This is a genomic window from Longimicrobiales bacterium (assembly GCA_028823235.1).
GTDB lineage: Bacteria > Gemmatimonadota > Gemmatimonadetes > Longimicrobiales > Gaopeijiaceae > UBA2589.
In genome coordinates, this window is the sequence record JAPKBW010000003.1 from 119,840 (window position 1) to 144,692 (window position 24,853).

Here is a 24,853-nt window from a genome sequence, read left to right on the forward strand (position 1 = left end):
GTCAGGCTACTCCCATTCGATCGTCGCCGGTGGTTTGGAGCTCACGTCATACGTAACTCGATTCACTCCCTTCACCTCATTGATGATTCGGGTCGAAATGCGCCCCAGCACATCATGAGGGAACGGGAACCAGTCGGCTGTCATTCCGTCCCGTGACGTGACCGCTCGAAGTGCGAGAACGTTCTCGTAGGTCCGGGCATCTCCCATCACACCAACGGACTGCACAGGAAGCAAAACCGCAAAGGCTTGCCAGATTTCGTCGTACAACCCTGCTGCACGGATCTCATCGAGATAGATCGCGTCGGCCTCTCTGAGGGTGTCGAGGCGTTCCTTCGTGATCTCGCCCAGCACACGGATCGCGAGTCCCGGACCTGGGAACGGATGTCGTCCAACGAACGAATGAGGGAGGCCAAGTTCCCGTCCTACGGCACGCACCTCATCCTTGAACAGCTCCCGGAGCGGTTCCACGAGATCGAAGGGCATGTCTTCCGGGAGGCCGCCAACGTTGTGGTGAGACTTGATCATGACAGAGGGACCACCTGCCGAGACGGACTCGATCACGTCTGGGTACAGGGTGCCCTGCACCAAGAAAGTCGCCCCCGTCCCTTCTCTCTGTCCCGTGGCGTCGAAGACTTCGATGAAGCGCTTTCCGATCGCCTTCCTCTTCGCTTCCGGGTCGGTGACTCCGGCAAGATCTCCTAGGAACAGATCCTCTGAATCCTCAACGATCAGCTTCATGTCGTAGTGGGATCGGAACATCGTCTCGACCTCCGGACGCTCATTTTTCCGCAGGAGGCCATGGTCGACGAAGATGCACGTCAGTCGGTCTCCAATGGCGCGGTGCACGAGCAGCGCTGCAACGGAGGAGTCCACACCGCCGGAAAGACCGCAGATCGCCGTCGCGTCCCCGATCTGGTCACGGATCTTCTGAACCGTGTTCTCGATGAACGCACCCGGCGTCCAGGTCGGTCGACACCCCGCGACCTCAAAGAGGAAATTCGAAATGATCTCGTCGCCGCGAGTCGTGTGCGCGACCTCCGGGTGGAACTGCACACCCCATATCTTGCGATCCGTCGCACGGAAGCCCGCGGTCGGGAGCGTCTCCGTGGAGGCGATGCGAACGTATCCGTCCGGCGGGTCGTCGACGTGGTCTCCGTGAGAACACCACACGGTCGATGCTGACCCGTCCTCGAAGCCGGCGAACAGCCCTTCGCCCCGCTCGATTGTCAGCTCGGCCCGGCCGTACTCCCGGTGACCGTGCACCACGTTGGCGCCCTCCATCTGAGCGATCAGCTGCATTCCGTAGCAGATACCGAGCACGGGGATGCCGCTTTGGAGCAACCCGGGATCCGTCTTAGGAACGTCCTCGTCATACACGGAGTTCGGGCCACCGGAGAGAACCACGGCGGCGGGCGCCCACTCCTTAATCCAGTCCAGTGAGCGGGTGGGCGGGTGAATCTCGCAGTAGACGCTCTCTTCACGGATACGGCGCGCGATGAGTTGTGTGAACTGCGAGCCGAAATCCAGAATCAGGACTCGATCGTGCTCGTGACTCATTCTTCCCCACGGATTAGGTCTTCGTAATTCTCTCGGCGCCGAATCAGACGCACATCTGGGCCGTCCACGAGCACCTCTGCAGGGCGCGGGCGTCCGTTGTAGTTCGACGACATGGAAAAGCCATAGGCCCCCGACGTTCGCACCGCCAATAGAGCACCCTCGGCCGGCACGGGCATCTCCCGATCGAGGGCAAGGAAGTCACCCGTCTCGCAGATCGGGCCCACCACGTCGACGGTGCCTGTGGCAAGTTCATCGACGGGCCCGACCGGTTCAATCTGATGGTACCCTCCATAGTGGCTGGGGCGAATCAGCTCACTCATTCCCCCGTCCACGATCAGAAACGTCTTATTGCCCCGCTTCACGTACTGGACGCGGGTCAGCATGACTCCGGCCTCACCAACGAGGGCCCGACCGGGTTCGAGCACGAGCCGCAGGCCTGCCGCCGAGACACGGGGTCCGATCCGCCTCGCAAGTTCGGAAACGTCCAGTCCCGGTTCCCCGTCGTAACTGATGCCGTAGCCGCCTCCGATGTCGAGATAGTCGAGCGTGACCCCACTCGAGCGCAACTCCTCAACTAGGGTCAGAACTCGGTCGAGCGCGATTTCGTACGGCTTGGGATCGGTGATCTGTGAGCCGATATGCACGTCGATTCCAACAGCCTGTAGGAATGGCCGATCGTGCGCCCACGCATAGAGCGCTCGAGTCTCATCCCAGGGCACGCCGAACTTCGTCTCGAGATGTCCGGTGGCGGTGTACTCATGGGGCGTGATGGCGAGGACGTCGGGATTCACTCGGATCGCGAAGCGCGCCGGGGCACCCTTGGCACTCGCGACCGCGTCGATGCGCTCAAGCTCTGAGCGACTCTCCACGTTGAACGCCAGAATACCCGCGTCGAGCGCTTCTCCGATCTCCACCTCGGTCTTTCCCACACCAGCGAAGACGATCCGTTCAGCTGGGATACCCGCGCGCAGGGCGCGGTACAGTTCGCCACCGCTCGTGATGTCGGCACCACACCCCAGCGCACTCAACTCCTGAAGGAGCGCCAGGTTGCCATTCGCCTTTAGGGAATAGGCCAGCAGATGATCCACATCGGCGAACGCGCCCTGGAAGATCCCTACCTGTCTGCGGATCCAGGCCAGGTCGTAGACGTACAGCGGGGTCCCGTAGCGCTCAGCGAGCTCCACCGCAGCTGTATCGCCACAGTAGAGCGCGCCCTCCACACGCTGGAACGGATCCGTCAGTACGCTCTGGCCCAAGCCACCTCCACGGCGGAGTCGCCGTTCCCAGAGACGCACTTCGACGGCGTGTCGGCCGACCGGAACTCCTCACTCGGGAGCACGCGAATCGTCGCCTTCATACGGTCTTTGGCGGTCTCTTCAACTGCCTGGTCCCCGCTCCACCCCGAATAGACGAAGCCGGCACCCCCATCGAACGCTTCCTGCATCTCGTCGAGTGAGGACACACCTCGCACCGTGTTTGCGTCACGGCGTGCAGCCGCGGCATCGCGCAATTCGAACTGGAACGCCTCGAGCTGAGCCGGGAAATCCGCGATCGCCTGATCTTCCGAGAGAAAGAGCTTCCGCTTCTCACCCTCAGGCGTGATCCGACGCGCGACGGCGATCTGCCTCTGCTCCAGGTCCCTCGGCCCGATTTCGATCCGGAATGGGACGCCTTTTCGTTCCCATTCGTAGAACTTCGCACCCGGTGACAGGTGCTCCCGCGCGTCGACCTTCACGCGGACTCCCGCCTCCTTGAGACGGCCTGCGACCTCGTGAACCTTGTCGAGAACCGGTCCGGTGTCGTCACCGCGAAGAATCGGAACGATCACAGCCTGAACCGGCGCCAGCCGCGGCGGAACCACGACACCGCTGTCGTCTCCGTGGGTCATGACGAGTCCGCCGATCAACCTTGTCGAAACCCCCCACGAGGTATTCCAGGCGTACTCCTCCTGCCCCGCTTCGGACTGGAATTTCAGATCGAACTGCTTCGCGAAGTTCTGGCCCAGGAAGTGAGACGTGCCCGCCTGCAGCGCCTTGTTGTCCTGCATGAGCGCTTCACAGGAATAGCTTCGGACAGAGCCGGCAAACTTCTCGGACTCCGACTTCAGGCCTGTAATCGGCGGCATGCCGATCCAGTCCTCCATGAACTTCCGATAGACCCCGAGAATGAGCAGGGTCTCCTCCTCTGCTTCCTCCGCGGTCGCGTGGGCCGTGTGTCCTTCCTGCCACAGGAACTCAGACGTGCGCAGGAAGAGCCGCGTGCGCATCTCCCACCGCATAACGTTCGCCCACTGGTTCATGAGAACCGGAAGATCCCGATAGCTCTGAACCCACTTGGCGTACATCGAATAGATGATCGTCTCGGACGTCGGACGAATGACATAGGGCTCCTCGAGCTCCTTGCCACCAGCCTGGGTGACGACCGCAAGTTCCGGGGCGAACCCCTCGATGTGCGCCTTCTCCTTCTCGATGAAGCTCATCGGGATCAGCAGCGGGAAGTAAGCGTTCTCGTGCCCGGTGTCTTTGAACATCTGGTCGAGCTGGCGCTGCATATTCTCCCAGATGCCATAGCCCCACGGACGGATGACCATGCTACCCCGAACGGGCGAATAGTCCGCCAGTTCCGCCTTCAGTACCACCTCGTTGTACCAAGCCGCGAAGTCCTCGTCACGCGGGGTAAACTTCTTGCCATCAGCCATCGTCGTTATTCCGTTTTGCAGCGATTAGTTCTGCGTCCACACGGGCGTCATTCCGGATCTTGGCGATTGCCAGGGAGCCCGACAGGACGAAGAGAAACAAGGACGCACCGATCCACGTCGAGCGGAAGTCCCACGGGGTGATTCCGTTCAGGGCCCATGCGAGGACCACCCCGCCCACCATGGAGAGCCCAACGCCGCCAGAGATAATGAACAGCTCGAGCAGATCCAACCGCTTAATGGCTCGCCGCGTGACAATGCGCGCGCGCGCTGCGGCCTCCCGGTCGCCCGGCCCCGGCCCGGGGATCACACCAGCTCCGACAGCTGGATTTCACGCTCCTCGCCGGAAGACATGTCGCGAGCGACCACACACCCGCGCTCAAGCTCCTCGGGGCCAAGCACGAAAACGGTCTTAGCTCCTTCCTTGGAGGCGACCTTCATCTGCTTCCCCACGCCCTGTTCCTTTAGAGCGTATGCGACGCTGTGGCCGCGATCCCGCAGCACGTGCCCGATCCTCAGCGATTCAGCCCGCTGTTCAGAAGTCACCGGCACCAAGAAGTAGTCGAGCGTCCGCTCGTACTCCGGGAGGAGCCCGCGCTCTCGAAGAAGGTCTTCGAGCACGACATCGCCCATTCCAAAGCCGACCGCAGGCAGCGGTTCACCCCCCACGAGTTCGAGGAGGCCGTCGTAACGCCCTCCCCCGCAAATGGCTCGGAGTTCGCCCTTTCGGTCGAACAGTTCGAAGACGATGCCCGTGTAGTACGCGAGCCCGCGCACGATCCTAAGGTCTATCGACACGAAGTCACCCAGGCCCATCGCGTCGAGCGTGGCCACATACTCTCTGAGTCGTTCCAGCTCAGGAGCCACGTCGGGATGTCCGCCAAAGCTCTCCGTGAGTGCCTCGACTCCCGTCGCGCCCAAGAGCCCGCGGAGCGTCGCAATCTGGCCTTCGTCCAAGCCTGCCTTTGTCTGCAGCAACCCGTCAGCAGTGTCCTCCGGCATTCGCTCGATCTTGTCGATGATTCCAAAGGCCGCTGGCAGCCGGGCCTCCGTCACGCCCAGCGCCTGAAGAAGTGCACTCAGGAGGCGACGATCGGAGACCCGAGCCACGAAGTCTTCCGACGTCAGGCCAAGTTCCCGGAGCCCATCGATGGCGACCGCCAACACCTCCGCGTCAGCCGGCACCCCGCCCTCACCCACAACGTCGACATTCCACTGGAAGTGCTCGCGGAGACGGCCACGCTGCATTCGTTCATACCGGTAGAGCTGTGGCATCGAAAACCAGCGGATCGGCTTGCTCATGCCTCTGCTTCGGTCTCCCAGAATTCTCGCGAGCGACGGCGTCATTTCTGGCCGCATCGTGACGGTACGGTCGCCCTTATCCGTGAAATTGAAGAGCTGACCGACGATCTCCTCACCGCTCTTCTCCACGTAGAGATTGAGCGGCTCGAGCACGGGGCCGTCATACTCGGAAAAACCGTAACGACCGGCCACCCGTCGCCACGCTTCCTGGATGTGTGCGCGTAGTGCGAAGTCTTCCGGGGGAAAGTCCCTGAATCCGGGAAGCCTCGCGAAGTCCGAGTTAGCCATATGGCGCGGAATCTACCTCAGCTTCGGAGTGGGTCCAGCCCTAGTACGCTCATCGCGGAACCCACCGTGTGGACCGACCCTGTTACCACGACGGTCCCCCCGTGTGCTCGTTCCTTCGCCGTCTGCATCGCTTGGACAAAATCCTGCACGACCTGCACTTCGCCTGCAGCACCTACGCGGTGAGCCGCCGCACCCGGATCCCAACGTCGCTCCTCGGGAACCGAGGGAGGCTGGGTGAGGATCGCCGCGTCGGTACGAGCCAGAAGCTCCGGCAGCATGTTCGGCCAATCCTTGTCCCCCTGCACACCGATCAATCCAACGTGAGGCTGGGGCAGATCGAGTCGATCGAGCGTATCTACCAGCGACCGAATTCCCGCCGTGTTGTGCGCGACGTCAAAAATCCACGTACAACCGTCGATTTCCCGGATCTCATCGCGCCCCGGGTGCACCACCGTCGCGATACCTCCCAGAAGCGCCTCGCGCGTGGGCCGCATCGAATCGTCGAGCTGCTCCAGAACCCCTACGGCCAGCGCCGCATTCGCCGCCTGGTGGAAGCCGACGAGTGGCGTACTCAGCGCGACACTTCCCCAGCGCTCCGTCTCGATGCGCATCGACGTCGCGCTTGCCGTCACCTCGACGTCGGCGAGGGCACGCGGATCGACATGGATCATCGGAGCCCCGATCTCCCCGGCCATCTCCTGGAAGAGGTCTAGGATGATCGGAGAGATCTCCGCGGTCACGAACGGAACACCCGCCTTCATGATGCCCGCCTTCTCGCCAGCGATCTCCAGAAGCGACTCACCTAGGTATTCCGCGTGGTCCAAGGCAACGTTGGTAACGGCTGTGACTTCGGGTTGCACGACATTGGTCGCGTCGAGTCGCCCCCCGAGCCCGACCTCCATTACCGCAACCTCCGCCCCTTCCCGAGCGAATGCATGCATGGCGAGCACAGTGATCGCCTCAAAGAACGTGAGACCGAGCTCCAGGACTGGATCGAGGATCTCCTCGGCGTAGCGAACGACGCCCTCCTCCGGGAGCGGCTGGCCATCAATCAATAGCCGCTCGCGAAACGAGCACAGGTGAGGACTTGTGTAACAAGCCGTCCGCGTGCCATTCGCACGAAGGGCGGAGCCGACCATCGAGGTGACGGAGCCCTTTCCGTTCGTGCCGCCAATGTGCAAAGTCCGATAGGAAAGATGTGGGTTACCCAGCGCGGCCAGTGCTCGGGTTGTCCGATCGAGCCCCCAGTGCACCCCCGTTGCGAGCGGAGGGAAGAGACGAGCGACGAGTGGATCCGAAAACGGAAGGTCGAGTCGGTCCGGAGCCTGCGTGTTCCCCTCGGTCAGTCTTTCCACCCCGCGTACTGGTGGCGCAGAATCTTCGCCACCATCCCTTTGAGTTCTCGGCGATCGACGACCCGGTCTACCATGCCATGCTCGCAGAGGAACTCGGAACGCTGAAAGCCAGCGGGAAGCTCCTGCTTGATGGTTTCCTCGATGACCCGGGGGCCGGCAAACCCGATGAGTGCGCCCGGCTCAGCAATATTTACGTCACCGAGCATCGCGTACGACGCCGTGACTCCGCCGGTGGTCGGGTGCGTGAGGATCGAGACAAACGGGAGGCGCGCCTCATGGAGTCGCGCCAGCACCGTGGAGGTCTTGGCCATCTGCATGAGCGAATAGATCCCTTCCTGCATCCGGGCTCCGCCCGATGCGCTCACGATGATGAGCGGGGTCTTATCCTTCAAGGCTGCATGTCCGGCGCGGGCGATTTTCTCACCCACGACCGAGCCCATTGAGCCACCGATAAAATCGAAATCCATGACCGCCAGCGCCAACGGAATCCCGCTCAGTTCACCGGTCCCGGAGATCACCGCCTCTTCCTTGCCTTTCGCCTCTGCTGCCACGATCCGATCGAGATAGGGCTTCAGGTCGGTGAAGGTGAGCGGGTCGGAAGCGCGGAGCCCGGTGTCGAGTTCCCGGAACGTCCCGCTGTCGATCAGTAGACTCACATACGCGTCAGCCCCGATCCGCAGGTGGTATCCGCAGGTCGGGCAGACGTGAAGGTTCTGCGCGAGACGCTCACTGTAAAGAATCTCGCTACAGCCTTTGCACTTATCGAAAACGTCCGTGGGGACGTCGCGCCTATCCTGAGCCTTAAGGGGCTTTTTGTTCTTCCGGAACCAGGCCATCAAACTCCTGTGTCTACCGCGGGATAAAATGCACTGAGACAATGAGAACGCTCTGCCCAGCCCGAAGGCCGGCAGCTTCAGAGGCGTTCGTGTGTCACCCGAACTGCGATCGCCACTGCCACCCACGACATGAACAAAAAAGTCCCGCCGTAGCTCACAAACGGCAGCGGAATCCCGGTGATCGGCACCACCCCAATGGTCATGCCGATATTGACAAAAACATGGACCAACCAAGCACCGAAGATACCGAGCAGTACGAGGCCGGCAAAGACTTGGGACTCACCGAGATGGGACGCCATTCGCACCAGGCGAGAGAGAACGAAAGCGAAGGCAAGCAGGGCGAGTGCGACCCCGACAAATCCGAATTCTTCTCCCACGACCGCGAAAATGAAATCGGTGTGCTGCTCGGGAAGAAAGTCGAATCGTTTTTGAGCACCGGCGGTGAAGCCCTGCCCTCCGAACTCGCCACTTCCGATCGCCAGCTTGGACTGGATGACCTGATACCCGGCGCCACGCGGATCTACTTGGGGATCAAGGTACACCAAAATGCGATTCTGCTGGTATGCGGCGAGCGAGTCCCATAACGGCCTGGAAATCGTTGCTGTGGCAAAATTGGCTAAGATGACCGCGCTCGACTCTAAGAGAGAGAGTCGGTAGCGCATAAGAAAGAGACACCCAATGACGAACAGGATGTAGATCGACCAGATGCCTGTGGCGTACGAAAGGAACAGCCCCAGGACGGGGCTCGCACACAGAAGCAGGAGCCACACCGGGGTCGCCGCCCAGTAGAGCATGGCAAATAGGATTCCGACGAAGGCCAGCGCCGTGCCCAGATCCGGCTGCCTGAGCACAAGCATGAGAGGGACGGCGACCATCAGTCCCGGAGCCAAAAGCTCCTGAAGTGAATTCAGGCCTGCCTCCCTCTTTGCCAAGAGTTGAGCAAGGGCGAGGATCGTTGCGAGCTTGGCCACCTCTGCCGGCTGAAAGCTCAACAGTCCCAGGTCGATCCAGCTCTTCACGCCGGATGCAGTGCCACGCCCCTCTCCAATGACGAGTGTCACTGCCAGGAGGAGTATGGAGACTGCATAGGACGGAATTGCCGCCCACTCGATCCAGCGTAAGGGGACCCGGGACAACACGGAAAATGCCACCAAGGCGATCGTGAACCACTGAATCTGTCTGACCCAGGCTCGTTCCGTCACGACGTCGGGCACATGCACCTGCCCCGCCGAATAGATCATCGCGATGCCGAAGATCGACAGCCCGATGATGCCCCCCACGAGCTGGCGGTCGATTGCCCAGTAGCCAAAGAGGCGAATCACCTCGTGTCCCCTGGCCCGGGGGTAGCCCCCTGCGACGATGCGGCCGGTCGGGTCAGGAACGCCTCGGGGAAGCGCTCACGATACCACTGTGGAATCGGACCTGTGCTAATGTGATCCCAGTACGTCTGTACGGTGTCCACCGGGATCCCGTATTTACGCCTGAGATAGAAGTCGGCCGTTTTCGAAACGAGCGGTGCCGCCACTTGGCCGCCACTTGCCCCATATTCCACGATCGCTACGACGACGATCTCCGGGGGCTCCCCTGGAGGGCCAGCCAGCCCCGCGAACCAAGCATGGTCCTCTGCGAGGCCACGCACAGAAAGAGGATTCTGGCCCGTGCCTGTCTTGCCGACCAGGTCCCAATACTCGAGAGCTGTTCGTAAGTGTGCGGTGCCTCCGACCGCCGTCACTCGGCGCAGTCCCTCTTGGAGCGCCGCGATGTGCTCGGGCTCGAGGTTCAGCTCCCAGCCAACTCCCAAGTTGGCATTCTTAGCGATTCGAGGTGCGGGCGCAGATCCGTCCCGCGCGAGCGCGAGGTAGAACTGAGCCATCTTGAGTGGCGTCTGGGAGTTGGGACCCTGCCCGATCGCCAGATTCAACGTCTCTCCTTCACGCGGCCGATACCCCCAGTTGTCGACCCACCATTGGGGACTGGCTGGGAATACGCCACGACTCTCCTGGGGCAAGTCGATCCCGCACCGGCTCGCGAAGCCGATTTCGTTCGAGCGTACGAGGAGCCGTGAAAGGCCGATCCGCTCACCCAGCTGATAGAAATAAATGTCGCACGAGTTTCCGATCGCCTCGGCCAGCGTGTTGTACCCGTGTCCCTGGCGCTGCCAGCAATGGAAAAAACGATCGCCAAAGAAGTATGCTCCGGTGCACGGCTCCGGCATCAAATCGTCGGGAGTGACGACGCCGAGGTCCAGCGCAATCCCCGCCGACGCCAGTTTCCAGGTCGAAGCGGGCGCGTAGAGCCCGAGGACGGACCGATCAAAGAGGGGCTTCTGTTCGTCGGCGTTAAGCGCTGCCCACGTGATCTCGTCGATGCCCCCGATAAACAGATTCGGGTCGTAGCCGGGCGCCGAATAAAGCGCGAGAACGCCACCGTCAGCTGGATCCAGCGCGACGACCGCGCCGGACATCGAATCTGGAAAGATCTGTCGCACCCAATCCTGCAGCCCCTTGTCTAGGTTCAGGTGCAGGTCCTGACCCGGCTTAGCAGCACGAGACACTGCTCCACCAAAGTTGCCGACGATCCGGCCCCGAGCATCAAATTCCACCGTACGAACACCCTGCACGCCCTGGAGCGACGCTTCGTACTGTCGTTCGATTCCGACCTTTCCAACGATCATGCCCGCTTCGTAGACATCTTCCGAAAAGGCTTCTGAGTCCAGTTCTTCACGTGTGATTTCACCGATGTAGCCCGTCAGGTGGCCCGCTGAGCCGCCCAGTTGATATCGCCTGCGCGGACGCATTTCCACGTAGACACCGGAAAACTCCGTACGACGTTCCTCGAGAGCTGCGACGGCCTCGAAGCTCGCGTCGGTGTCGACCACGACCTCACGTCCGTACGCCTGCAGCGTCCGCATCACTGTCTCGATACGAGCATCCGAGAGGTGCATGTACTCCGCCATACGACCGAGTGTCGCGCGTACAGAATCGGCCGGCCCGGGCAGGATCGTGACCTGATAACCCGGCACGTTGTCTGCTATGATCTCGCCGTGCCGGTCGTAGATCGTACCCCGTGGCGCCGGGACAGGAAGCGTGCGAATCCGATTAGACACAGCCTTGAGCATCGCCTCTTCACCGCTCAGTACCTGAATGCGGAAAAAGCCGACCAGGAGGATGCCCACCAGGGCAGCGAGCCCCGCATAAGCTCCTAGGGCTCTACGCCTCAGTGCATGCGGATGGTGGATGTTCACTTATCTCTCCCAAGGCCTGTGACCATAGCCACGAGCACGCCAACCGGGACCAGATAAAGACTCGCGATGCCACCATCAACCAAGACCTCTTCCACGAACGGTTGCCTCTGCCCAGAGTCTACAGCGATCCAGTGAAAAAGATCGCGCGTCCATTTTCCAATAAAAACATACGACACGAGGAAGAAGCGGGAATCACCCACAAAGAGGTCGCGGGTGAGCGCCCCACCAATGCCAAGGATGGTCATAGCGACGCTATTCGCGCCGAAAGAGAGCACGCTAAGCGCATCCTCCAAAAGACCCCAAAAGAGTCCAAGCGACGCGGCCCTGCCGGTGCCGATCTCACGGGAAGCCAAGAGGAGACCCAGTGTGAGGAGATCTGGAGCTCCACCATCCATCGAGAAGCTCACATGCAGAAGCAGGTGAAGCGTGGCGAGCAAGGCCACGACCAACCACACCCTGGCGCTGACCGAACTACTCATGAAGCCCCCCCGCTCACGGACGCCCTGTCAGCCGCCGCAATCGAGTCGCCCGGCCAGATCCGAGTGGCATCGAGGTCGACGTCTCGGGTCAGGACCAGCACGTGAGTTGTAGACGCGGGGTCGACGAACGGGTCGAGCCAATAACTCTTCCTCCAGCTTCCCTCAGTGTCGAACACCTCTTGGGTGCGGCCGATCGGAATCCCACGAGGGAAGATCCCCCCTGCGCCACTCGTGACGACCCTAGAGGATCGCGCAACGGACTGGTTGAACGCGATTCCGTTGAGCACGAGGCGATCCGCTTCACGGAACTCTCCCTCCCATCTTTCAACGAGTCCGTAGGCGGACCCATCTTCGATCATTGCGCCCACGCGGAAATCTGGATGCGTCCAGTCCATACCCACGGCCTGTCGTGAACGCACCTCACGGATCACGCCGATCAAGCCGGCGGGTCCAACCACCGCAGAACCCTGGCGTAGTCCGTCCTCAGCTCCGACGTCCACGAGAAACATGCTCTCCGACCCTGGGGTTCCGGGACGAAGGACCGTGGCGGGTCGATACTGGGCACCGGCTCGCTCCCCGAGCACCAGGAGTTCACGCAGGGTCTCGTTTTCATCAACGACGGCGGCATGCGTAATCAGCATGAGTGTGAGTGAATCCACCAAGGATCGCATATCCTCCACCGCGACGCCCCGAAGTCTCGCGACTTCGCGACGCAGCTGCACCTCGGTAAAGGGCCTCAAGAACGAGGTCTGGAACACTCCAGCTATCTGCTGCTGGCTTCCCCCTGAAAGGAACATCGCCGAGAAAGCGAGCACGAGCACGACGCCCGCAACGAACAGTTCACGCTGCCGTCCGTTGGACTCCGGTTCTGGTGCGTAGGGCGGCACCCGTGCCTCCTACTGAACGAGAACCGTTCGGTATTTCGTCAGGTCGTCAAGAATCCGACCGGCACCGCGCACGACGCAGGTAAGCGGTTCCTCATCGACGTGAATAGGCAAGTTCGTCTCATGATGGATCAGCTTGTCCAGACCGCGAATGAGCGCACCACCACCCGTCATCATGATGCCCTTGTCGACGATGTCGGACGAGAGCTCTGGAGGCGTGATCTCAAGTGCGCGGCGCACCGCATCTACAATCGCCTGGATCGGCTCCTGGATACACTCGCGAATTTCCTGTGAGTGCACGACCACAGTCTTCGGTATACCCGAAACCAGATCCCTTCCCTTCACATCCATCTCTCGCTCTTCGCCGTAATCGAACGCGGAACCGATCTGGATCTTGATCGCCTCCGCAGTAGGTTCGCCGATGAGGAGATTGTAGTTCTTGCGCAGGAAGGTCACGATTGCGCGGTCCAACTCATCCCCGCCCACGCGGATCGAGGTGTCCGAAACGATACCCGACAGGGCGATGACGGCGATCTCGGTCGTGCCACCACCGATGTCGATCACCATGTTCCCGGTCGGAGTCTCAACTGGAAGACCAACTCCGATCGCGGCTGCCATCGGCTCATCCACCATATAGACGACTTTCGCGCCTGCTGACATAGCGGACGATCGCACGGCACGACGCTCCAGCTCGGTGATACCCGAGGGCACCCCGACAACCACGCGCGGTTTGATCCTGAAGATGCGCTTCGACGTGACCTGCTTCAGAAAATGCCGGAGCATCAGCTCGGTCACGTCGACATCCGCGATGACGCCATCCTTAAGGGGGCGAATCGCTTCGATTCCATCGGGCGTGCGGCCGAGCATACGCTTGGCCTCAAGGCCGATTCCCAAGATGCGCCGGCTGCCCTTTTCCATCGCAACGACAGACGGCTCATTCAGTACGATGCCCTCACCCTTCACGTACACGAGTGTGTTCGCGGTCCCCAGATCGACAGCGATGTCGTTCACGGGAATCAGGCTACCGGAGTTGAGCCAGTTGGTGAGTTCAGTTAGCAACGTGAGATAACCAGCGTAAGGTGTTCAGGCGTGGCATCTTGGCGCATCGAGGATGCCTGATGAACATACGTTTACAAAAAGCGTGATGCCAGTCTTGGTTTTTCGTGGCCCACCAATGGGCCCATTCCGTCCAATGTCATCGGGGTCAAGCGGTCCCTGTACTTCCGAATCCGCCCGCGCCACGTTCGGTATCGGTGACCTCGTCCACTTCCCGGACGACCGGCGTCTCGAAACGGGCGAATACCAGTTGAGCGATTCGCTCACCTCGCTCCAATGTGACGGGAGCCTGTCCTGTATTCTGCATGATGACCCGTAGCTCGCCCCGATAGTCGGGATCGATGGTGCCAGGGCTGTTGGGAAGCGTGATGCCGTGCTTGAGCGCGAGGCCCGACCGCGGCCGGACCTGACACTCTAAACCCTGTGGCAATTCCATTACGAGCCCGGTGGACACCAGGCGGATATCGCCGGGGGCCAGTGTCACGGATTCTTCGGCAGACCGGACGTCATATCCCACGGCCTGATCCGTAGCTCGTGCGGGTAACACCAAGTCCGGATTCGAAGCCAGCCTACGAAACGACACCTGAAATGTCATGCCGGCGCTGCCGGGAGCAGGAAGCTGTCGACGTCGTGGTACTCCATGCCGAAAGCATCGGCTACGGCGCGGTATGCGACCTTCCCGTGCACGACATTGACGCCGAGTTTGAGCGCCGCGTCGTCGCGGCACGCCTTCTGCCAACCCTTTCCTGAGAGAGCAACCGCATAGGGAAGCGTCGCGTTAGTCAGGGCTAGTGTACTCGTACGGGGAACGCCACCGGGCATGTTCGCGACCGCGTAGTGGATCACCCCGTCGACCGTATACACTGGGTCATGATGGGTGGTCGGCTTCATGGTCTCTACGCAGCCTCCCTGGTCGATGGCCACGTCACAAATCACAGTGCCGTCCCGCATGAGGCCGAGGTCCTCCCGAGTGATCAAGTTCGGAGCCTTTGCACCCGGAATCAGAACCGCACCGATGATGAGGTCCGCGTCCTCGACCTGCTTGCGGATCGCATATCGTGTCGAGAACAGCGTCTCAACGTTGGCGGGCATCACGTCATCGAGGTACCTGAGCCGATCAAGGTTGATATCCATGATCGAAACACGCGCACCGAGGCCGGCCGCCATCTTTGCCGCGTTGGTGCCAACAACACCGCCACCGAGGATCACGACCTTTCCAGAACGAACTCCCGGGACACCGCCGAGCAGCACGCCGAGACCACCCTGCGGCTTCTCCAGATACTTCGCGCCCTCCTGGACAGCCATGCGCCCCGCCACTTCGCTCATCGGCGTAAGAAGCGGGAGCTCGCGAGACGGCAGCTCGACGGTTTCGTACGCGATGGCGATCGCACCTGACGCGATGACCGCGCGGGTGAGGTCCTCATCCGCTGCGAAATGGAAGTACGTGAAGATCACCTGACCGCTGCGCATGCGAGGCCACTCGGAAGAGATTGGCTCCTTGACCTTCATGATCATCTCGGCCTTCGCCCAGACTTCATCGGCGGTCGTCAGGATCGTAGCACCCGCGCGCTCATAATAGTCGTCGGTGAAGCCGCTACCGAAGCCAGCGCCCTGTTCGATCACCAGTTCGTGGCCGGCATTCGTGAGCATCTCCGCGCCCGCGGGGGTCAGTGCGACCCGGTATTCGTCGGGCTTGATCTCTTTCGGTACGCCAATCAACATCTCGCTCTCGCGCGTTGTGGTTTGGTGATTTCAATTGGTCAGGACTTCGACGACGGCGGCGGGTCCGAGTCTCAATTCGAGGTGCCCAGCTGGGTCGTAGTGCCGCTGCGCGACACGGACGATATCATCCTCCGTTACCGCTTCGATCCGCGCAAGGACATCATCCAGCGTGCGGAACGGCTCTTCGTGCAAAGCGAATGATGCCAGTCGGTGGAGTCTGGCTCCGGTCGATTCGAGGGAGAGCATCACCTGTCCACTGACCTGCTGCTTGATTCGAGCCAGATCCGTCGCGCCGAGCCCTTCAGAGACGACGCGGTCGAGCTCTGAGCGAACGGCGTCAGCAGCGGCATCGGCATTGGCCGGACGCGTCCCGACGTATACGCCGACCACACCGGACGCGCCATAGAAGCTCTGGTAGGTGAAGACCGAGTAGCACAGGCCCAGCTCTTCGCGAACCTTCTGGAACAGTCGCGAGCTCATGCCGCCGCCCAGCGCCGCGGACAGCAGGACCACGGGAAACCGATCTTCATCAGCGTGCCCCGGCCCTTCTTTGCCGAAGACGATGTGTGTCTGCGCAGACGCTCGCTCGACGTTGCGGACGCCGGCATTCGTACTCCCCGATCCAGTCACCTCTTCCGTCCGCGTACCTTGCGGCACTCCATCGAAGTGAGAGGCTACCCGCTCAACGAAACCCTGGTGCTCGACGTTGCCGACAGCGGCGACGACCAAATTCTCGCCTACGTAGCGCGTGCCGTGGAGCTCGCGAAGTGTCTCAGCTGACATCCCAGTAACGGACTCATTGGTCCCAAGGATGGAACGCCCGTAGGGATGTCCGTTCCAAAGTTCTTCCGAATGCAGCTCGAAGACCAAATCATCGGGCGTGTCTTCTACCTGAGCAATCTCTTCGAGTACCACTTCGCGCTCCAGCCGGAGATCCTCAGCCTCAAGCTTCGGCGCCAGAACCAGGTCCGATAGCACATCGAGCGCGATCGGGAGGTGCTGGTCCAAGACCCGTGCCTGGTAGGAAGTGTGCTCCCTGCTCGTGTAAGCGTCGAGCGAACCTCCGAGCACCTCGAGAGAGTCCGCCAACTCGAGAGCCGATCGTTTTTCGGTTCCCTTGAAAACCATGTGCTCAAGGAGGTGACTTACACCGGTTTGCTCCACGACCTCGTGAGCCGCTCCCTGCCGAACCCAGACGCCGATCGCCGCAGAGCGCATTCCAGGAATGTGCTCGCTGAGGACACGGACGCCGTTGTCCAGTCGGGATTCCCGCATCGCATCGTCTGGGGCGGCCTGTTCCACTGGCGCAGACGCCAGAGAGGGCACGGGCCTGTGCCCGTGCCCTCTCGACCCTTCCATCCCAATCACGTGATTCATCGGTGCCTCGGGTGCATCTGCTGAGCCGAGGGCGTCAGCCTTCAGCACCGTCCTCACTGTCCGCCGCACCGCCACCGGCTTCGGCAGCAGCGTCTTCGGCCATCGCAACCTTCCGCGACAGACGGAGACGGCCCTTCTCATCGATCGAGAGGAGCTTCACGCGAACGATGTCACCCTTCTTGACGACGTCCTCGGTGTTCTCGACCCGGTCATCGGCCAGCTCAGAGATGTGGCAGAGCCCCTCCGTACCAGGCATGATCTCGATGAAGGCGCCGAAGGTGGTCGTGTTCTTGACCGGACCTTCGTAAATGCGGCCGACCTCGGGATCCTTCACGATCGCCTCGATCATCTCGCGAGCCCGTGTACCGGCCTCACTGGAGACGGCGGCGATCTTGATGATGCCAGAGTCATCGATGTCGATCGATGCGCCAGACTCTTCCTGAATGGCCCGAATCGTCTTGCCCTTCGGTCCGATGATCTCACCAATTTTCGACGGGTTGATCTGGATTGCAACGATCCTTGGTGCATAGTCGGACATCTCGTCACGGTGCGTGTCGAGCGCCTTGGCCATCTCGCCGAGGATGTGCATCCGGCCCTTGTTGGCCCGGGTCAGTGCCTCAGAGAGGACCTCAACCGTGAGGCCTTCGATCTTGATATCCATCTGGATGGACGTCACGCCCTCAGTCGTTCCGGCAACCTTGAAGTCCATGTCGCCGAGAGCATCCTCAATACCGAGGATATCGGTCAGGATAGCGACTTCATCGCCCTCCTTGATCAGCCCCATGGCGACACCGGCACACGGCGCCTTAATCGGCACACCTGCGTCCATCAGCGCCAGCGAGGCCCCACAAACCGACGCCATCGAAGACGAACCGTTCGACTCGAGCACGTCCGAGACGATACGGATCGTGTAAGGGAAGTCATCATACTCCGGCAGTAATGGCTGGATCGCCCGCTCCGCCAGGTTCCCGTGACCGATCTCGCGACGAGACGTGCCGCGGAACGGACGCGCCTCGCCGACGCAGAACGGCGGAAAGTTGTAATGGAGCATGAACGACTTCTTGATCTCTTCACGAGAATCGATCGAGTCGATCCGCTGTTCGTCACGCGATGTGCCGAGCGTAATGACTGCGAGTGCCTGCGTCTGTCCACGCGTGAACAGCGCCGAACCATGCGTCCGCGGAAGAATGCTGACTTCAGAGTTGATGGGCCGGATGTCGTTCACCCCACGACCATCGGCGCGAACACCGTTGTCCAAGATGTTGCGACGCATCGTGCTCTTCTCAAGTCCGTACACGACCTCGCCGATCATCTTGGCTTGATCGGCGTACGCCTCATCCTCAGCCGTCAGCGTTTTGATAACGTCGGACTTCACGACCTTCATGGCTGCGCCGCGCTCGTGCTTGTCGGCAATCTTGAGGGCCTCCACGACCGGTGCGGCAGCGAGTCCCTCGACCTTGGCCTTGAGATCTTCGTCGGGCAGAATGGCGGACCACTCCATCTCCGGCGCGCAGCGACCTTCGATGAAATCAGCCTGCATCGCGCAGATCTCTTTCACGGCCTCATGCGCGAGCGTGAGACCTTCAAGAATCTCTGACTCAGGGATCTCGAGCGCCCCGCCTTCGACCATCGTAATGGCGTCGGCGGACCCGGCAACAACGAGGTCAATGTCCGAGTACTCAAGCTGCTGGAAGGTCGGGTTCACGACCCAGTTGCCCTGAATTCGCCCAACGCGGACAGAGGCGACCGGCGTATGGAATGGCGCCGGTGACATGTTCAGCGCGGCAGAGGCGCCAAGAAGCGCCAACGTGTCTGCGTCATTTTCCTGATCAGCCGAAAGGATGAAGCACGTGACCTGGGTCTCGTGCTGGAATCCGTTCGGGAACAAGGGCCGAATCGGCCGATCGATCTGGCGAGCGGAGAGGATCTCCTTCTCGCCGGGGCGACCCTCACGCTTGAAGAATCCGCCCGGGATCTTACCGGCCGCGTAGGACTTCTCGCGGTACTCGATCGTCAACGGGAAGAAGGGGAGATGCGTGGGACGATCCTGCACTGTTACAGCGCATAGCACGACGGTGTCGCCATACTGAACCAGGCACGAACCCTGCGCGAGCTTGGCCATGCGGCCCGTCTCGAGCGAGAGTGTGCGCCCATGGAACTGACGCTCCATTTTGTGAATCATGTTGCTCTACTCACTTCGTATCGGACGAGGTCTTGCCCCGCCCTTGGATTGAACGCCGAAGTGCGCAGGGGATCCGGAAAAGAGAGCGACCGCCGCAAGGGGGGCATGCAACGCACGAGCCCGTTATTGCAGCGAATGTTGTAGGCCGTCTCTCACCCGAGGCTCCGTGCCTTCGGCTGAATACCGACTCCGGTCGCAGAGTGCGACCGCGCCGGGTACTTCTAGTGACGCAGGCCTAGATCCTTGATAAGGCTGCGGTACTGCTCGACGTCGCCCTTCTTGACGTACTCAAGGAGTCGTCGACGACGACCGACCATCTTCAACAATCCCTGACGGGAGTGATGGTCTTTCTTATGCGTGTCGAAGTGCGTCCTGAGGTCGTCGATCCGCGCGGTGATGATTGCGACCTGGACCGGAGCGCTGCCACGATCATTTTCGTGGAGCTGGTACTTCTTAATCACGTCTTCTTTGACGATCGCCATGGGCGTCGTGCCTCCTCGAGAGTCCGATGCTGCAAGGGAAGCGAAAGCTGTACACCCGGTCGATCCGGATGGTCTTTCGTAGTTCAGTCCAAAAAGCTAGGCAAACCTGAAGTGGTCGTCTACCGGTGCAGCAACTGCGATAACTAGAGCATGATCAGTGATTCGCGAGGATCTTCCGCGTCTGATCGACGTCACACCGAATCTGGGCGACAAGGGCCTTGACGCTCGAAAAGGGTTCGATCGGCCTCAGGTGCTTCACGAAGTCGACGCGCACCTCCTCTCCGTAGATGTCGCGGTCGAAGTCGAGGAGGTGAAGTTCCACACTTGGCGGCGAACCCTGGAAAGTGGGCCTTGGACCAAGGTGTAGCGCCCCCGACCATGTGCCTGAGCGGAGCACACCCCGCACGGCGTAAATGCCCTCTGGCGGAATCAGTTTGTCGCCACCGGAAGTCTGAAGATTTGCAGTGGCGAAACCGAGACCCTTGCCCCGCCCTTCGCCACGGACCACGACCCCTCGCAGAGAATAGGGCCGGCCAAGACACGCGGACGCGCCCACCATGTCGCAGTTATTGATCAGACTGCGGATCCTAGACGACGAGACGGCCTCGCCCTCCGCCAGGATTGGCTCGACCACGTCTACATCGAAGTCGAGCTCTCTGCCGATGTCACGAAGTGCGTCCGGGCCACCCTTACGATCCCGGCCGAAACCATGATCGTATCCGATCACGAGCTCCTTCACGCCGAGACGGCCTACCAGGATCTCTTCGACGAAGCGCCTCGGCGTGTACTTCGACAACGCCTCGGTGAAGGAGATGAAAACCGCATAATCCAAACCACTTTCCGCCAGGATTTCCTTCTTCTCCATCGCCGTAGTGAGCAGTGGGGGCGCGTGCTCGGGGCGCACGATCCGGAGTGGGTGTGGATCGAAGGTGACGAGAACGCTCCTGCGGTTCGTCGCCTCAGCTCGGCGGCGAATCTCCTGGAGTACCGCCCAGTGTCCCAGGTGGACGCCATCCAGATTCCCCACCGTGACAACAGTGCCGCGATCCGACGGGACGCCAGGTGGATAAGTCCACTGGATTGGTGTCATGCCGGGAATACCTTGCGAGGCCGAATCACCCCGTCGTCAAGTTCCGCGATCGCGAGAAGGTCCTCTCCAAAAGAAATCGCGACTCGGTCAGCCGATCTCCCCTCGCCTTCTCCTGCGATCCGGATCCGCTGGCCCTGGAGCAGGCGCGCGGCATGTTCGTCTTTGAGCGTGATGCCTTCGAGATGGGCCATCGCCGCAATCGGGGCCACACGAGCTCTCGCAACGACAGTTTCGTCGGCGAGTTCATCCATCGAGACCGCGTCCTCGATACGATACTGGCCTACCGAGGTCCTCCGGAGTTCGGTCAGATGAGCGCCGACACCGAGCGCCTCGCCAAGGTCCCGCGCGATCGCGCGGATGTACGTCCCACTTGAGCATCGAACACTGAAATCTACGTCCGACCCATCACAGGAGACGAGGTCCGCTTCGTGAATGGTCACGTCCACCGGAGGCAGCTCGACGTGCTCTCCTTTCCTCGCTCGGCTATACATCGCCTCGCCGTCCACTTTCTTGGCCGAAAACTGAGGTGGCACTTGCTGAATGGCACCAACAAGCTCGGCCAGGACCTGTCGAATCGCGGCCTCATCGACGGAGGACGCGTCTCGTTCAACCATCAGGGACCCGTCACGATCAAGCGTGTCCGTCGTCACGCCCAGACGAGCCGTAGCGTGATAGGTCTTGGACATCCCAGAGAGATATTCCGCGAGGCGGGTCGCCCTCCCAATGCAAAGCAAGAGCAGACCGGACGCAAACGGGTCCAGTGTACCCGTGTGGCCGACACGCCGTGTGCCCAGCGCGCGGCGCGCCGCCGCTACGACGTCGTGAGAGGTGGGACCGACCGGTTTGTCGACCGGCAGGACGAAATCGCCGGCAGCTAAGTTCACGCGTTCCCGGCCTCGGCCACAGCGTCCTGGTCGACCGAGTCAACTGCGGCTTCACGGGTGTCCGTTTCGTCCGACTCCGAGCCGGCTTCCGTCACATTGCTCGCCTCAGGCAAAACCTCCAACAGGACCTGATCGATCCGCATCGCACCCTCGTAGGACCGATCTTCACGGAATCGAAGCTCCGGCACCTTTCGAACGTGGAGCAGTCGGCCAAGGACAGACCGCAGGAAGGGTGCGGCAGCTTCAAGGCCTTTGAGGGTTTCGACCACGGCGGCATCACCACCCATGTCCCGCACGAAGATTCGCGCGGACCCTAGGTCGCGAGCCACCTCGACCCCGGTGATCGTGACAATTCCGACCCGAGGGTCACGTACCTGGGTGCGGATCAACTCTGACAGCTCACGCTTCAGCTGCTCATTGAGTCTCGCGATTCGTTTGCTCATCTCAATACACCTCGCGCCGAACGCGGACGATGATGGCACCACCATGGACTTCAACGAAGCCATCCACCTTGGACAGCGTCGACTCCGCGATCCGGTCATCGCCCGCCACGAGGGCGAGAGATAACTCAACTCGGGTGGCGATATCCTGAAAGCCCGTTTCAGCTACCGACACCTTGAACTTCGCCTGGAGACGATCCCCGGGCGACTGACATCCGGAAAGCGACAACTCCCGCGACTGCGAAGCCACGACCATCGGTCGCTCGGCTCGATCAGGTAGAGCTGGCGAGCGTCCGGGCGACCTCCTCCACGGAGTAGGCCTCGATGACGTCGCCGACCTTGATGTCGTTGAAGTTTGCGATCCCGATACCGCACTCGAAGCTTTCACGGACTTCCTTGACATCGTCCTTGAAACGCTTAAGGGAAGAGATGGCTCCGTCGTAGACCACCACGCCGTCTCGAATGAGGCGACCGTGCGCCTTCCTATCGATTCTACCATCGATGACGTAGCAACCCGCGATGGTACCAACCTTGGAGACGCGGAATGTCTCGCGGACCTCGGCAGCTCCCTCGACCGTCTCTCGACGCTCAGGCGTGAGCAGACCTTCCAGGGCGGCGGTGATGTCGTCCACCGCTTCGTAGATGACGTCGTAGACATTGATCTCGATGTCTTCTCGCTCAGCAGCCTGGCGAGCAGCCGTCTGAGGCCGAACCCGGAAGCCCAGGATCACAGCGCCACCCGTCTGGGCGAGCAGGATATCGGACTCGTTGATCGCTCCGACACCACGGTGAAGAATTTCCACCCGTACTTCGCTGGTTCCCAGTTGCTCGAGCGAATCGGAAAGGGCCTGCACGGAGCCGTCAACATCACCCTTGATGACCAGTGGCAGGCTCGAAACCTGTCCGGCAGCGACGAGCGCGCCGAAGTCCCCAAGCTTAACGCCACGTTCACGGATACGGAGTTGCTTCTCTCGGTCGAGCCGCTGGCGCGTCTCCGCGATCTCTGATGCTGCCGTCGGGCTCATCGCCTGGAACGTGTCTCCCGCTTGCGGGACGCCGCCCGCACCGAGCACCTGCACCGGTGTCGCCGGTCCAACTTCCTTGATGGGCTGTCCACGCTCGTCGAGCAGGGACCGGACCCGGCCGTCGAACATGCCGCAGATGAACGAGTCTCCGACCCGCAGCGTTCCCTTCTGCACCATGATGGTGGCAACAGCACCCTTCCCTTGGTCGAGCCGAGCTTCGATGACAGTTCCGTAAGCGTGGCGATCTGGGTTCGCCGTGAGCTCGAGGAGATCAGCCTGCAGCAGCACCTTTTCGAGAAGGTCGTCGATTCCCGCTCCCGTCTTTGCTGAGACCTCCGAAACGAGCACGTCTCCTCCGAAGTCCTCGACGTTGACGCTGTGTTGCAAGAGCTCCTGCTTCACCCGCATGGGATCAGCAGCTGGGAGGTCACACTTGTTGATCGCCACGATCATCGGCACGCCCGCGCTCTTGGCGTGACTGATGGCCTCGATCGTCTGGGGCATGACCGAGTCATCGGCCGCGACGAGCAGAATGACAATGTCTGTGACGTCTGCACCACGGGCTCGCATCGCGGTAAACGCCGCGTGACCCGGGGTATCCAGGAAGGTGATGCTGCGGTCGTTCGGCAGATCAACGTGGTACGCACCGATGTGCTGCGTGATACCACCTGCCTCTCCCGCGACCACGTTAGTAGCGCGGATGTTGTCCAGCAGCAACGTCTTACCGTGATCGACATGACCCATCACAGTAACGACGGGGCGGCGCGGCTTAAGGTCGGCCGGATCGTCGGTGTCTTCCTCTATCTCCGCCTCGGCAACGTACTCTTCTTCTTTGACGACTGTAAAATTGAACTCCTCGAGCAGGAGTTCAATCTGGTCGAAGTCGAGGCGCTGATTGATCGTCACCATCAAGCCAAGATTCTTGAACGCGGAGCCGATGATCTCTGTCGAAGTAACATCGACCAGTTCGGACAGCTCGGCCACGGTTAGGAATTCATTGACCCGAACCGTGCGCCGTTCTCTCTCCTGCTCCTGCTCCTGCTCCTGCTCCTGAGCCGCACGCTCCTCGACGCTCAGTCGTCCTTTCTTCTTGCGCTTCTTGCTGCCGCCGCTCTTGAGCTCGGCCATAACGCGCTGGATGTTGGACTGTACAGAGGCCTGATCGACGCGCTGCCGCCCCTTCCCCTTCTTTTTGTCGTTCCGCTCTCGCTGCCCGTCAGCGCTGTAGCCTTGGGCCTGAATACGAACCTGACCTGCGGGACCGGCAGTCGCCGCTGGCGCAGGGGCCGGACGACGAATCGTCCGCACCGGACTATTGAACTGCCCGCCACGGGCCGGCGCGAGTCCGGCTTTGTCCTCGGCGGACTCCCCCTCAGTAGCTTCCGCGCCCGGCTCAACCTCAGTCTCCGTAGGCGCTCCTGTGTCCGACCCGGCTAGAGGATCTGTCTCCGGCTCGACCGCTTCGCGCGCGGCCTCAACCGGGGGCGCCTCATGGATCACCTCGACCGGCTCAGCTTCGGCAGCGACCTCGACGTTGTCTCCCGCAGCATCGCCTCCCGCCTCGGCGCTTGCCACAGCTTCCCGCCCTGCAGCCTCGGTCGCTTCGTCGTCCGCAACCTCGTCCGCATCGTCGACGGCCTCGGCAGCAACGGCCTCGTCGACGGCAACCGGCTCAGTGGGCTCATCGACCTCGGGCGCAGGCTCCGGCTCACGGCGACGACGGCGCGTCTTCTGGGTAGGCGCAGCATCTTCCATGGCCGAGCGAATCGCATCGGACGGATCTTTATGACCCGCCCGGCGTTCCCGCTCCATTTTCGCGAGGACCTTCGAGACCTGACCGTCCGTGATCGGCGCATCCTCGTCGGCAACGGGAATCCCCATATGCCGCAGGAGCGCGATCAGCGCGTCTGGTCCGACGTTCAGGTCGTCCGCTAGTTCAAATACCTGCATGCTGT

General features: G+C 61.4%; 22 protein-coding genes. All 22 read right to left on the reverse strand.

Features of this window, described 5'->3' with window-relative positions; translation table 11 throughout:
- Nucleotides 1-6: 6 nt before the first annotated feature.
- Nucleotides 7-1,557, reverse strand: a complete 1,551-nt coding sequence (gene guaA, locus OSA81_02415; protein ID MDE0897847.1) for a glutamine-hydrolyzing GMP synthase — start codon at nucleotides 1,555-1,557, stop codon at nucleotides 7-9.
- The gene (lysA, locus tag OSA81_02420; GenBank protein ID MDE0897848.1) at nucleotides 1,554-2,813 is read right to left on the reverse strand and encodes a diaminopimelate decarboxylase; all 1,260 of its coding nucleotides are present in this window, start codon (nucleotides 2,811-2,813) and stop codon (nucleotides 1,554-1,556) included. Before lysA ends, guaA begins: the two co-directional genes overlap by 4 nt.
- Nucleotides 2,795-4,255: a proline--tRNA ligase gene (gene proS, locus OSA81_02425; protein MDE0897849.1), complete on the reverse strand. Its 1,461-nt coding sequence runs from the start codon at nucleotides 4,253-4,255 to the stop codon at nucleotides 2,795-2,797. Before proS ends, lysA begins: the two co-directional genes overlap by 19 nt.
- Nucleotides 4,248-4,562, reverse strand: coding sequence for a hypothetical protein (locus tag OSA81_02430; GenBank protein MDE0897850.1), 315 nt, complete (start codon nucleotides 4,560-4,562; stop codon nucleotides 4,248-4,250). Before OSA81_02430 ends, proS begins: the two co-directional genes overlap by 8 nt.
- On the reverse strand, nucleotides 4,559-5,842 hold the full coding sequence (hisS, locus tag OSA81_02435; GenBank protein ID MDE0897851.1) for a histidine--tRNA ligase: 1,284 nt from the start codon (nucleotides 5,840-5,842) through the stop codon (nucleotides 4,559-4,561). The genes OSA81_02430 and hisS overlap by 4 nt, the downstream gene beginning before the upstream one ends.
- A 17-nt stretch (nucleotides 5,843-5,859) precedes the next feature.
- Complete coding sequence (locus tag OSA81_02440) at nucleotides 5,860-7,197, reverse strand: Mur ligase family protein (GenBank protein ID MDE0897852.1); 1,338 nt, start codon at nucleotides 7,195-7,197, stop codon at nucleotides 5,860-5,862.
- A complete protein-coding gene (accD, locus tag OSA81_02445) occupies nucleotides 7,185-8,033 on the reverse strand; it encodes an acetyl-CoA carboxylase, carboxyltransferase subunit beta (protein MDE0897853.1) in 849 nt (282 codons plus the stop codon). The genes OSA81_02440 and accD overlap by 13 nt, the downstream gene beginning before the upstream one ends.
- A 77-nt stretch (nucleotides 8,034-8,110) precedes the next feature.
- Nucleotides 8,111-9,355: an FtsW/RodA/SpoVE family cell cycle protein gene (locus tag OSA81_02450; GenBank protein MDE0897854.1), complete on the reverse strand. Its 1,245-nt coding sequence runs from the start codon at nucleotides 9,353-9,355 to the stop codon at nucleotides 8,111-8,113.
- Nucleotides 9,352-11,277 carry a penicillin-binding protein 2 gene (gene mrdA, locus OSA81_02455; GenBank protein MDE0897855.1) on the reverse strand — a complete coding sequence of 642 codons (1,926 nt, stop codon included), beginning with the start codon at nucleotides 11,275-11,277 and terminating at the stop codon, nucleotides 9,352-9,354. Before mrdA ends, OSA81_02450 begins: the two co-directional genes overlap by 4 nt.
- Nucleotides 11,274-11,756, reverse strand: coding sequence for a rod shape-determining protein MreD (gene mreD / locus OSA81_02460; GenBank protein MDE0897856.1), 483 nt, complete (start codon nucleotides 11,754-11,756; stop codon nucleotides 11,274-11,276). The genes mrdA and mreD overlap by 4 nt, the downstream gene beginning before the upstream one ends.
- Nucleotides 11,753-12,643 (reverse strand): rod shape-determining protein MreC, encoded by an 891-nt coding sequence (locus tag OSA81_02465; GenBank protein MDE0897857.1) that lies wholly within the window; start codon nucleotides 12,641-12,643, stop codon nucleotides 11,753-11,755. Before OSA81_02465 ends, mreD begins: the two co-directional genes overlap by 4 nt.
- A 9-nt stretch (nucleotides 12,644-12,652) precedes the next feature.
- Nucleotides 12,653-13,657, reverse strand: a complete 1,005-nt coding sequence (locus tag OSA81_02470) for a rod shape-determining protein (GenBank protein ID MDE0897858.1) — start codon at nucleotides 13,655-13,657, stop codon at nucleotides 12,653-12,655.
- A 187-nt stretch (nucleotides 13,658-13,844) separates the two neighbouring features.
- Complete coding sequence (gene dut, locus OSA81_02475; protein MDE0897859.1) at nucleotides 13,845-14,291, reverse strand: dUTP diphosphatase; 447 nt, start codon at nucleotides 14,289-14,291, stop codon at nucleotides 13,845-13,847.
- Nucleotides 14,288-15,418, reverse strand: coding sequence for an alanine dehydrogenase (gene ald / locus OSA81_02480; protein MDE0897860.1), 1,131 nt, complete (start codon nucleotides 15,416-15,418; stop codon nucleotides 14,288-14,290). The genes dut and ald overlap by 4 nt, the downstream gene beginning before the upstream one ends.
- A 30-nt stretch (nucleotides 15,419-15,448) precedes the next feature.
- On the reverse strand, nucleotides 15,449-16,795 hold the full coding sequence (locus OSA81_02485; GenBank protein MDE0897861.1) for a pitrilysin family protein: 1,347 nt from the start codon (nucleotides 16,793-16,795) through the stop codon (nucleotides 15,449-15,451).
- Nucleotides 16,796-16,829: 34 nt separating this feature from the next.
- Nucleotides 16,830-18,977 carry a polyribonucleotide nucleotidyltransferase gene (gene pnp, locus OSA81_02490; protein MDE0897862.1) on the reverse strand — a complete coding sequence of 716 codons (2,148 nt, stop codon included), beginning with the start codon at nucleotides 18,975-18,977 and terminating at the stop codon, nucleotides 16,830-16,832.
- Nucleotides 18,978-19,198: 221 nt separating this feature from the next.
- On the reverse strand, nucleotides 19,199-19,459 hold the full coding sequence (gene rpsO / locus OSA81_02495; protein ID MDE0897863.1) for a 30S ribosomal protein S15: 261 nt from the start codon (nucleotides 19,457-19,459) through the stop codon (nucleotides 19,199-19,201).
- Nucleotides 19,460-19,613: 154 nt separating this feature from the next.
- Nucleotides 19,614-20,549, reverse strand: a complete 936-nt coding sequence (locus tag OSA81_02500; protein ID MDE0897864.1) for a bifunctional riboflavin kinase/FAD synthetase — start codon at nucleotides 20,547-20,549, stop codon at nucleotides 19,614-19,616.
- Nucleotides 20,546-21,433 carry a tRNA pseudouridine(55) synthase TruB gene (truB, locus tag OSA81_02505; GenBank protein ID MDE0897865.1) on the reverse strand — a complete coding sequence of 296 codons (888 nt, stop codon included), beginning with the start codon at nucleotides 21,431-21,433 and terminating at the stop codon, nucleotides 20,546-20,548. Before truB ends, OSA81_02500 begins: the two co-directional genes overlap by 4 nt.
- On the reverse strand, nucleotides 21,430-21,876 hold the full coding sequence (rbfA, locus tag OSA81_02510; protein MDE0897866.1) for a 30S ribosome-binding factor RbfA: 447 nt from the start codon (nucleotides 21,874-21,876) through the stop codon (nucleotides 21,430-21,432). The genes truB and rbfA overlap by 4 nt, the downstream gene beginning before the upstream one ends.
- 1 nt (nucleotide 21,877) lies before the next feature.
- The gene (locus OSA81_02515; GenBank protein MDE0897867.1) at nucleotides 21,878-22,129 is read right to left on the reverse strand and encodes a DUF503 family protein; all 252 of its coding nucleotides are present in this window, start codon (nucleotides 22,127-22,129) and stop codon (nucleotides 21,878-21,880) included.
- A gap of 16 nt (nucleotides 22,130-22,145) precedes the next feature.
- The gene (gene infB / locus OSA81_02520; protein MDE0897868.1) at nucleotides 22,146-24,848 is read right to left on the reverse strand and encodes a translation initiation factor IF-2; all 2,703 of its coding nucleotides are present in this window, start codon (nucleotides 24,846-24,848) and stop codon (nucleotides 22,146-22,148) included.
- Between the last annotated feature and the right edge of the window lie 5 nt (nucleotides 24,849-24,853).

Bases quoted from the DNA above. Each gene is read 5' to 3' on its own strand.
- guaA (MDE0897847.1), bottom strand. From the start codon at position 1,557: ATGAGTCACGAGCACGATCGAGTCCTGATTCTGGATTTCGGCTCGCAG.
- proS (MDE0897849.1), bottom strand. From the start codon at position 4,255: ATGGCTGATGGCAAGAAGTTTACCCCGCGTGACGAGGACTTCGCGGCT.
- hisS (MDE0897851.1), bottom strand. From the start codon at position 5,842: ATGGCTAACTCGGACTTCGCGAGGCTTCCCGGATTCAGGGACTTTCCC.
- accD (MDE0897853.1), bottom strand. From the start codon at position 8,033: ATGGCCTGGTTCCGGAAGAACAAAAAGCCCCTTAAGGCTCAGGATAGG.
- mreD (MDE0897856.1), bottom strand. From the start codon at position 11,756: ATGAGTAGTTCGGTCAGCGCCAGGGTGTGGTTGGTCGTGGCCTTGCTC.
- dut (MDE0897859.1), bottom strand. From the start codon at position 14,291: ATGACATTTCAGGTGTCGTTTCGTAGGCTGGCTTCGAATCCGGACTTG.
- ald (MDE0897860.1), bottom strand. From the start codon at position 15,418: ATGTTGATTGGCGTACCGAAAGAGATCAAGCCCGACGAATACCGGGTC.
- OSA81_02485 (MDE0897861.1), bottom strand. From the start codon at position 16,795: ATGAATCACGTGATTGGGATGGAAGGGTCGAGAGGGCACGGGCACAGG.
- pnp (MDE0897862.1), bottom strand. From the start codon at position 18,977: ATGATTCACAAAATGGAGCGTCAGTTCCATGGGCGCACACTCTCGCTC.
- rpsO (MDE0897863.1), bottom strand. From the start codon at position 19,459: ATGGCGATCGTCAAAGAAGACGTGATTAAGAAGTACCAGCTCCACGAA.
- OSA81_02500 (MDE0897864.1), bottom strand. From the start codon at position 20,549: ATGACACCAATCCAGTGGACTTATCCACCTGGCGTCCCGTCGGATCGC.
- rbfA (MDE0897866.1), bottom strand. From the start codon at position 21,876: ATGAGCAAACGAATCGCGAGACTCAATGAGCAGCTGAAGCGTGAGCTG.
- OSA81_02515 (MDE0897867.1), bottom strand. From the start codon at position 22,129: ATGGTCGTGGCTTCGCAGTCGCGGGAGTTGTCGCTTTCCGGATGTCAG.
- infB (MDE0897868.1), bottom strand. From the start codon at position 24,848: ATGCAGGTATTTGAACTAGCGGACGACCTGAACGTCGGACCAGACGCG.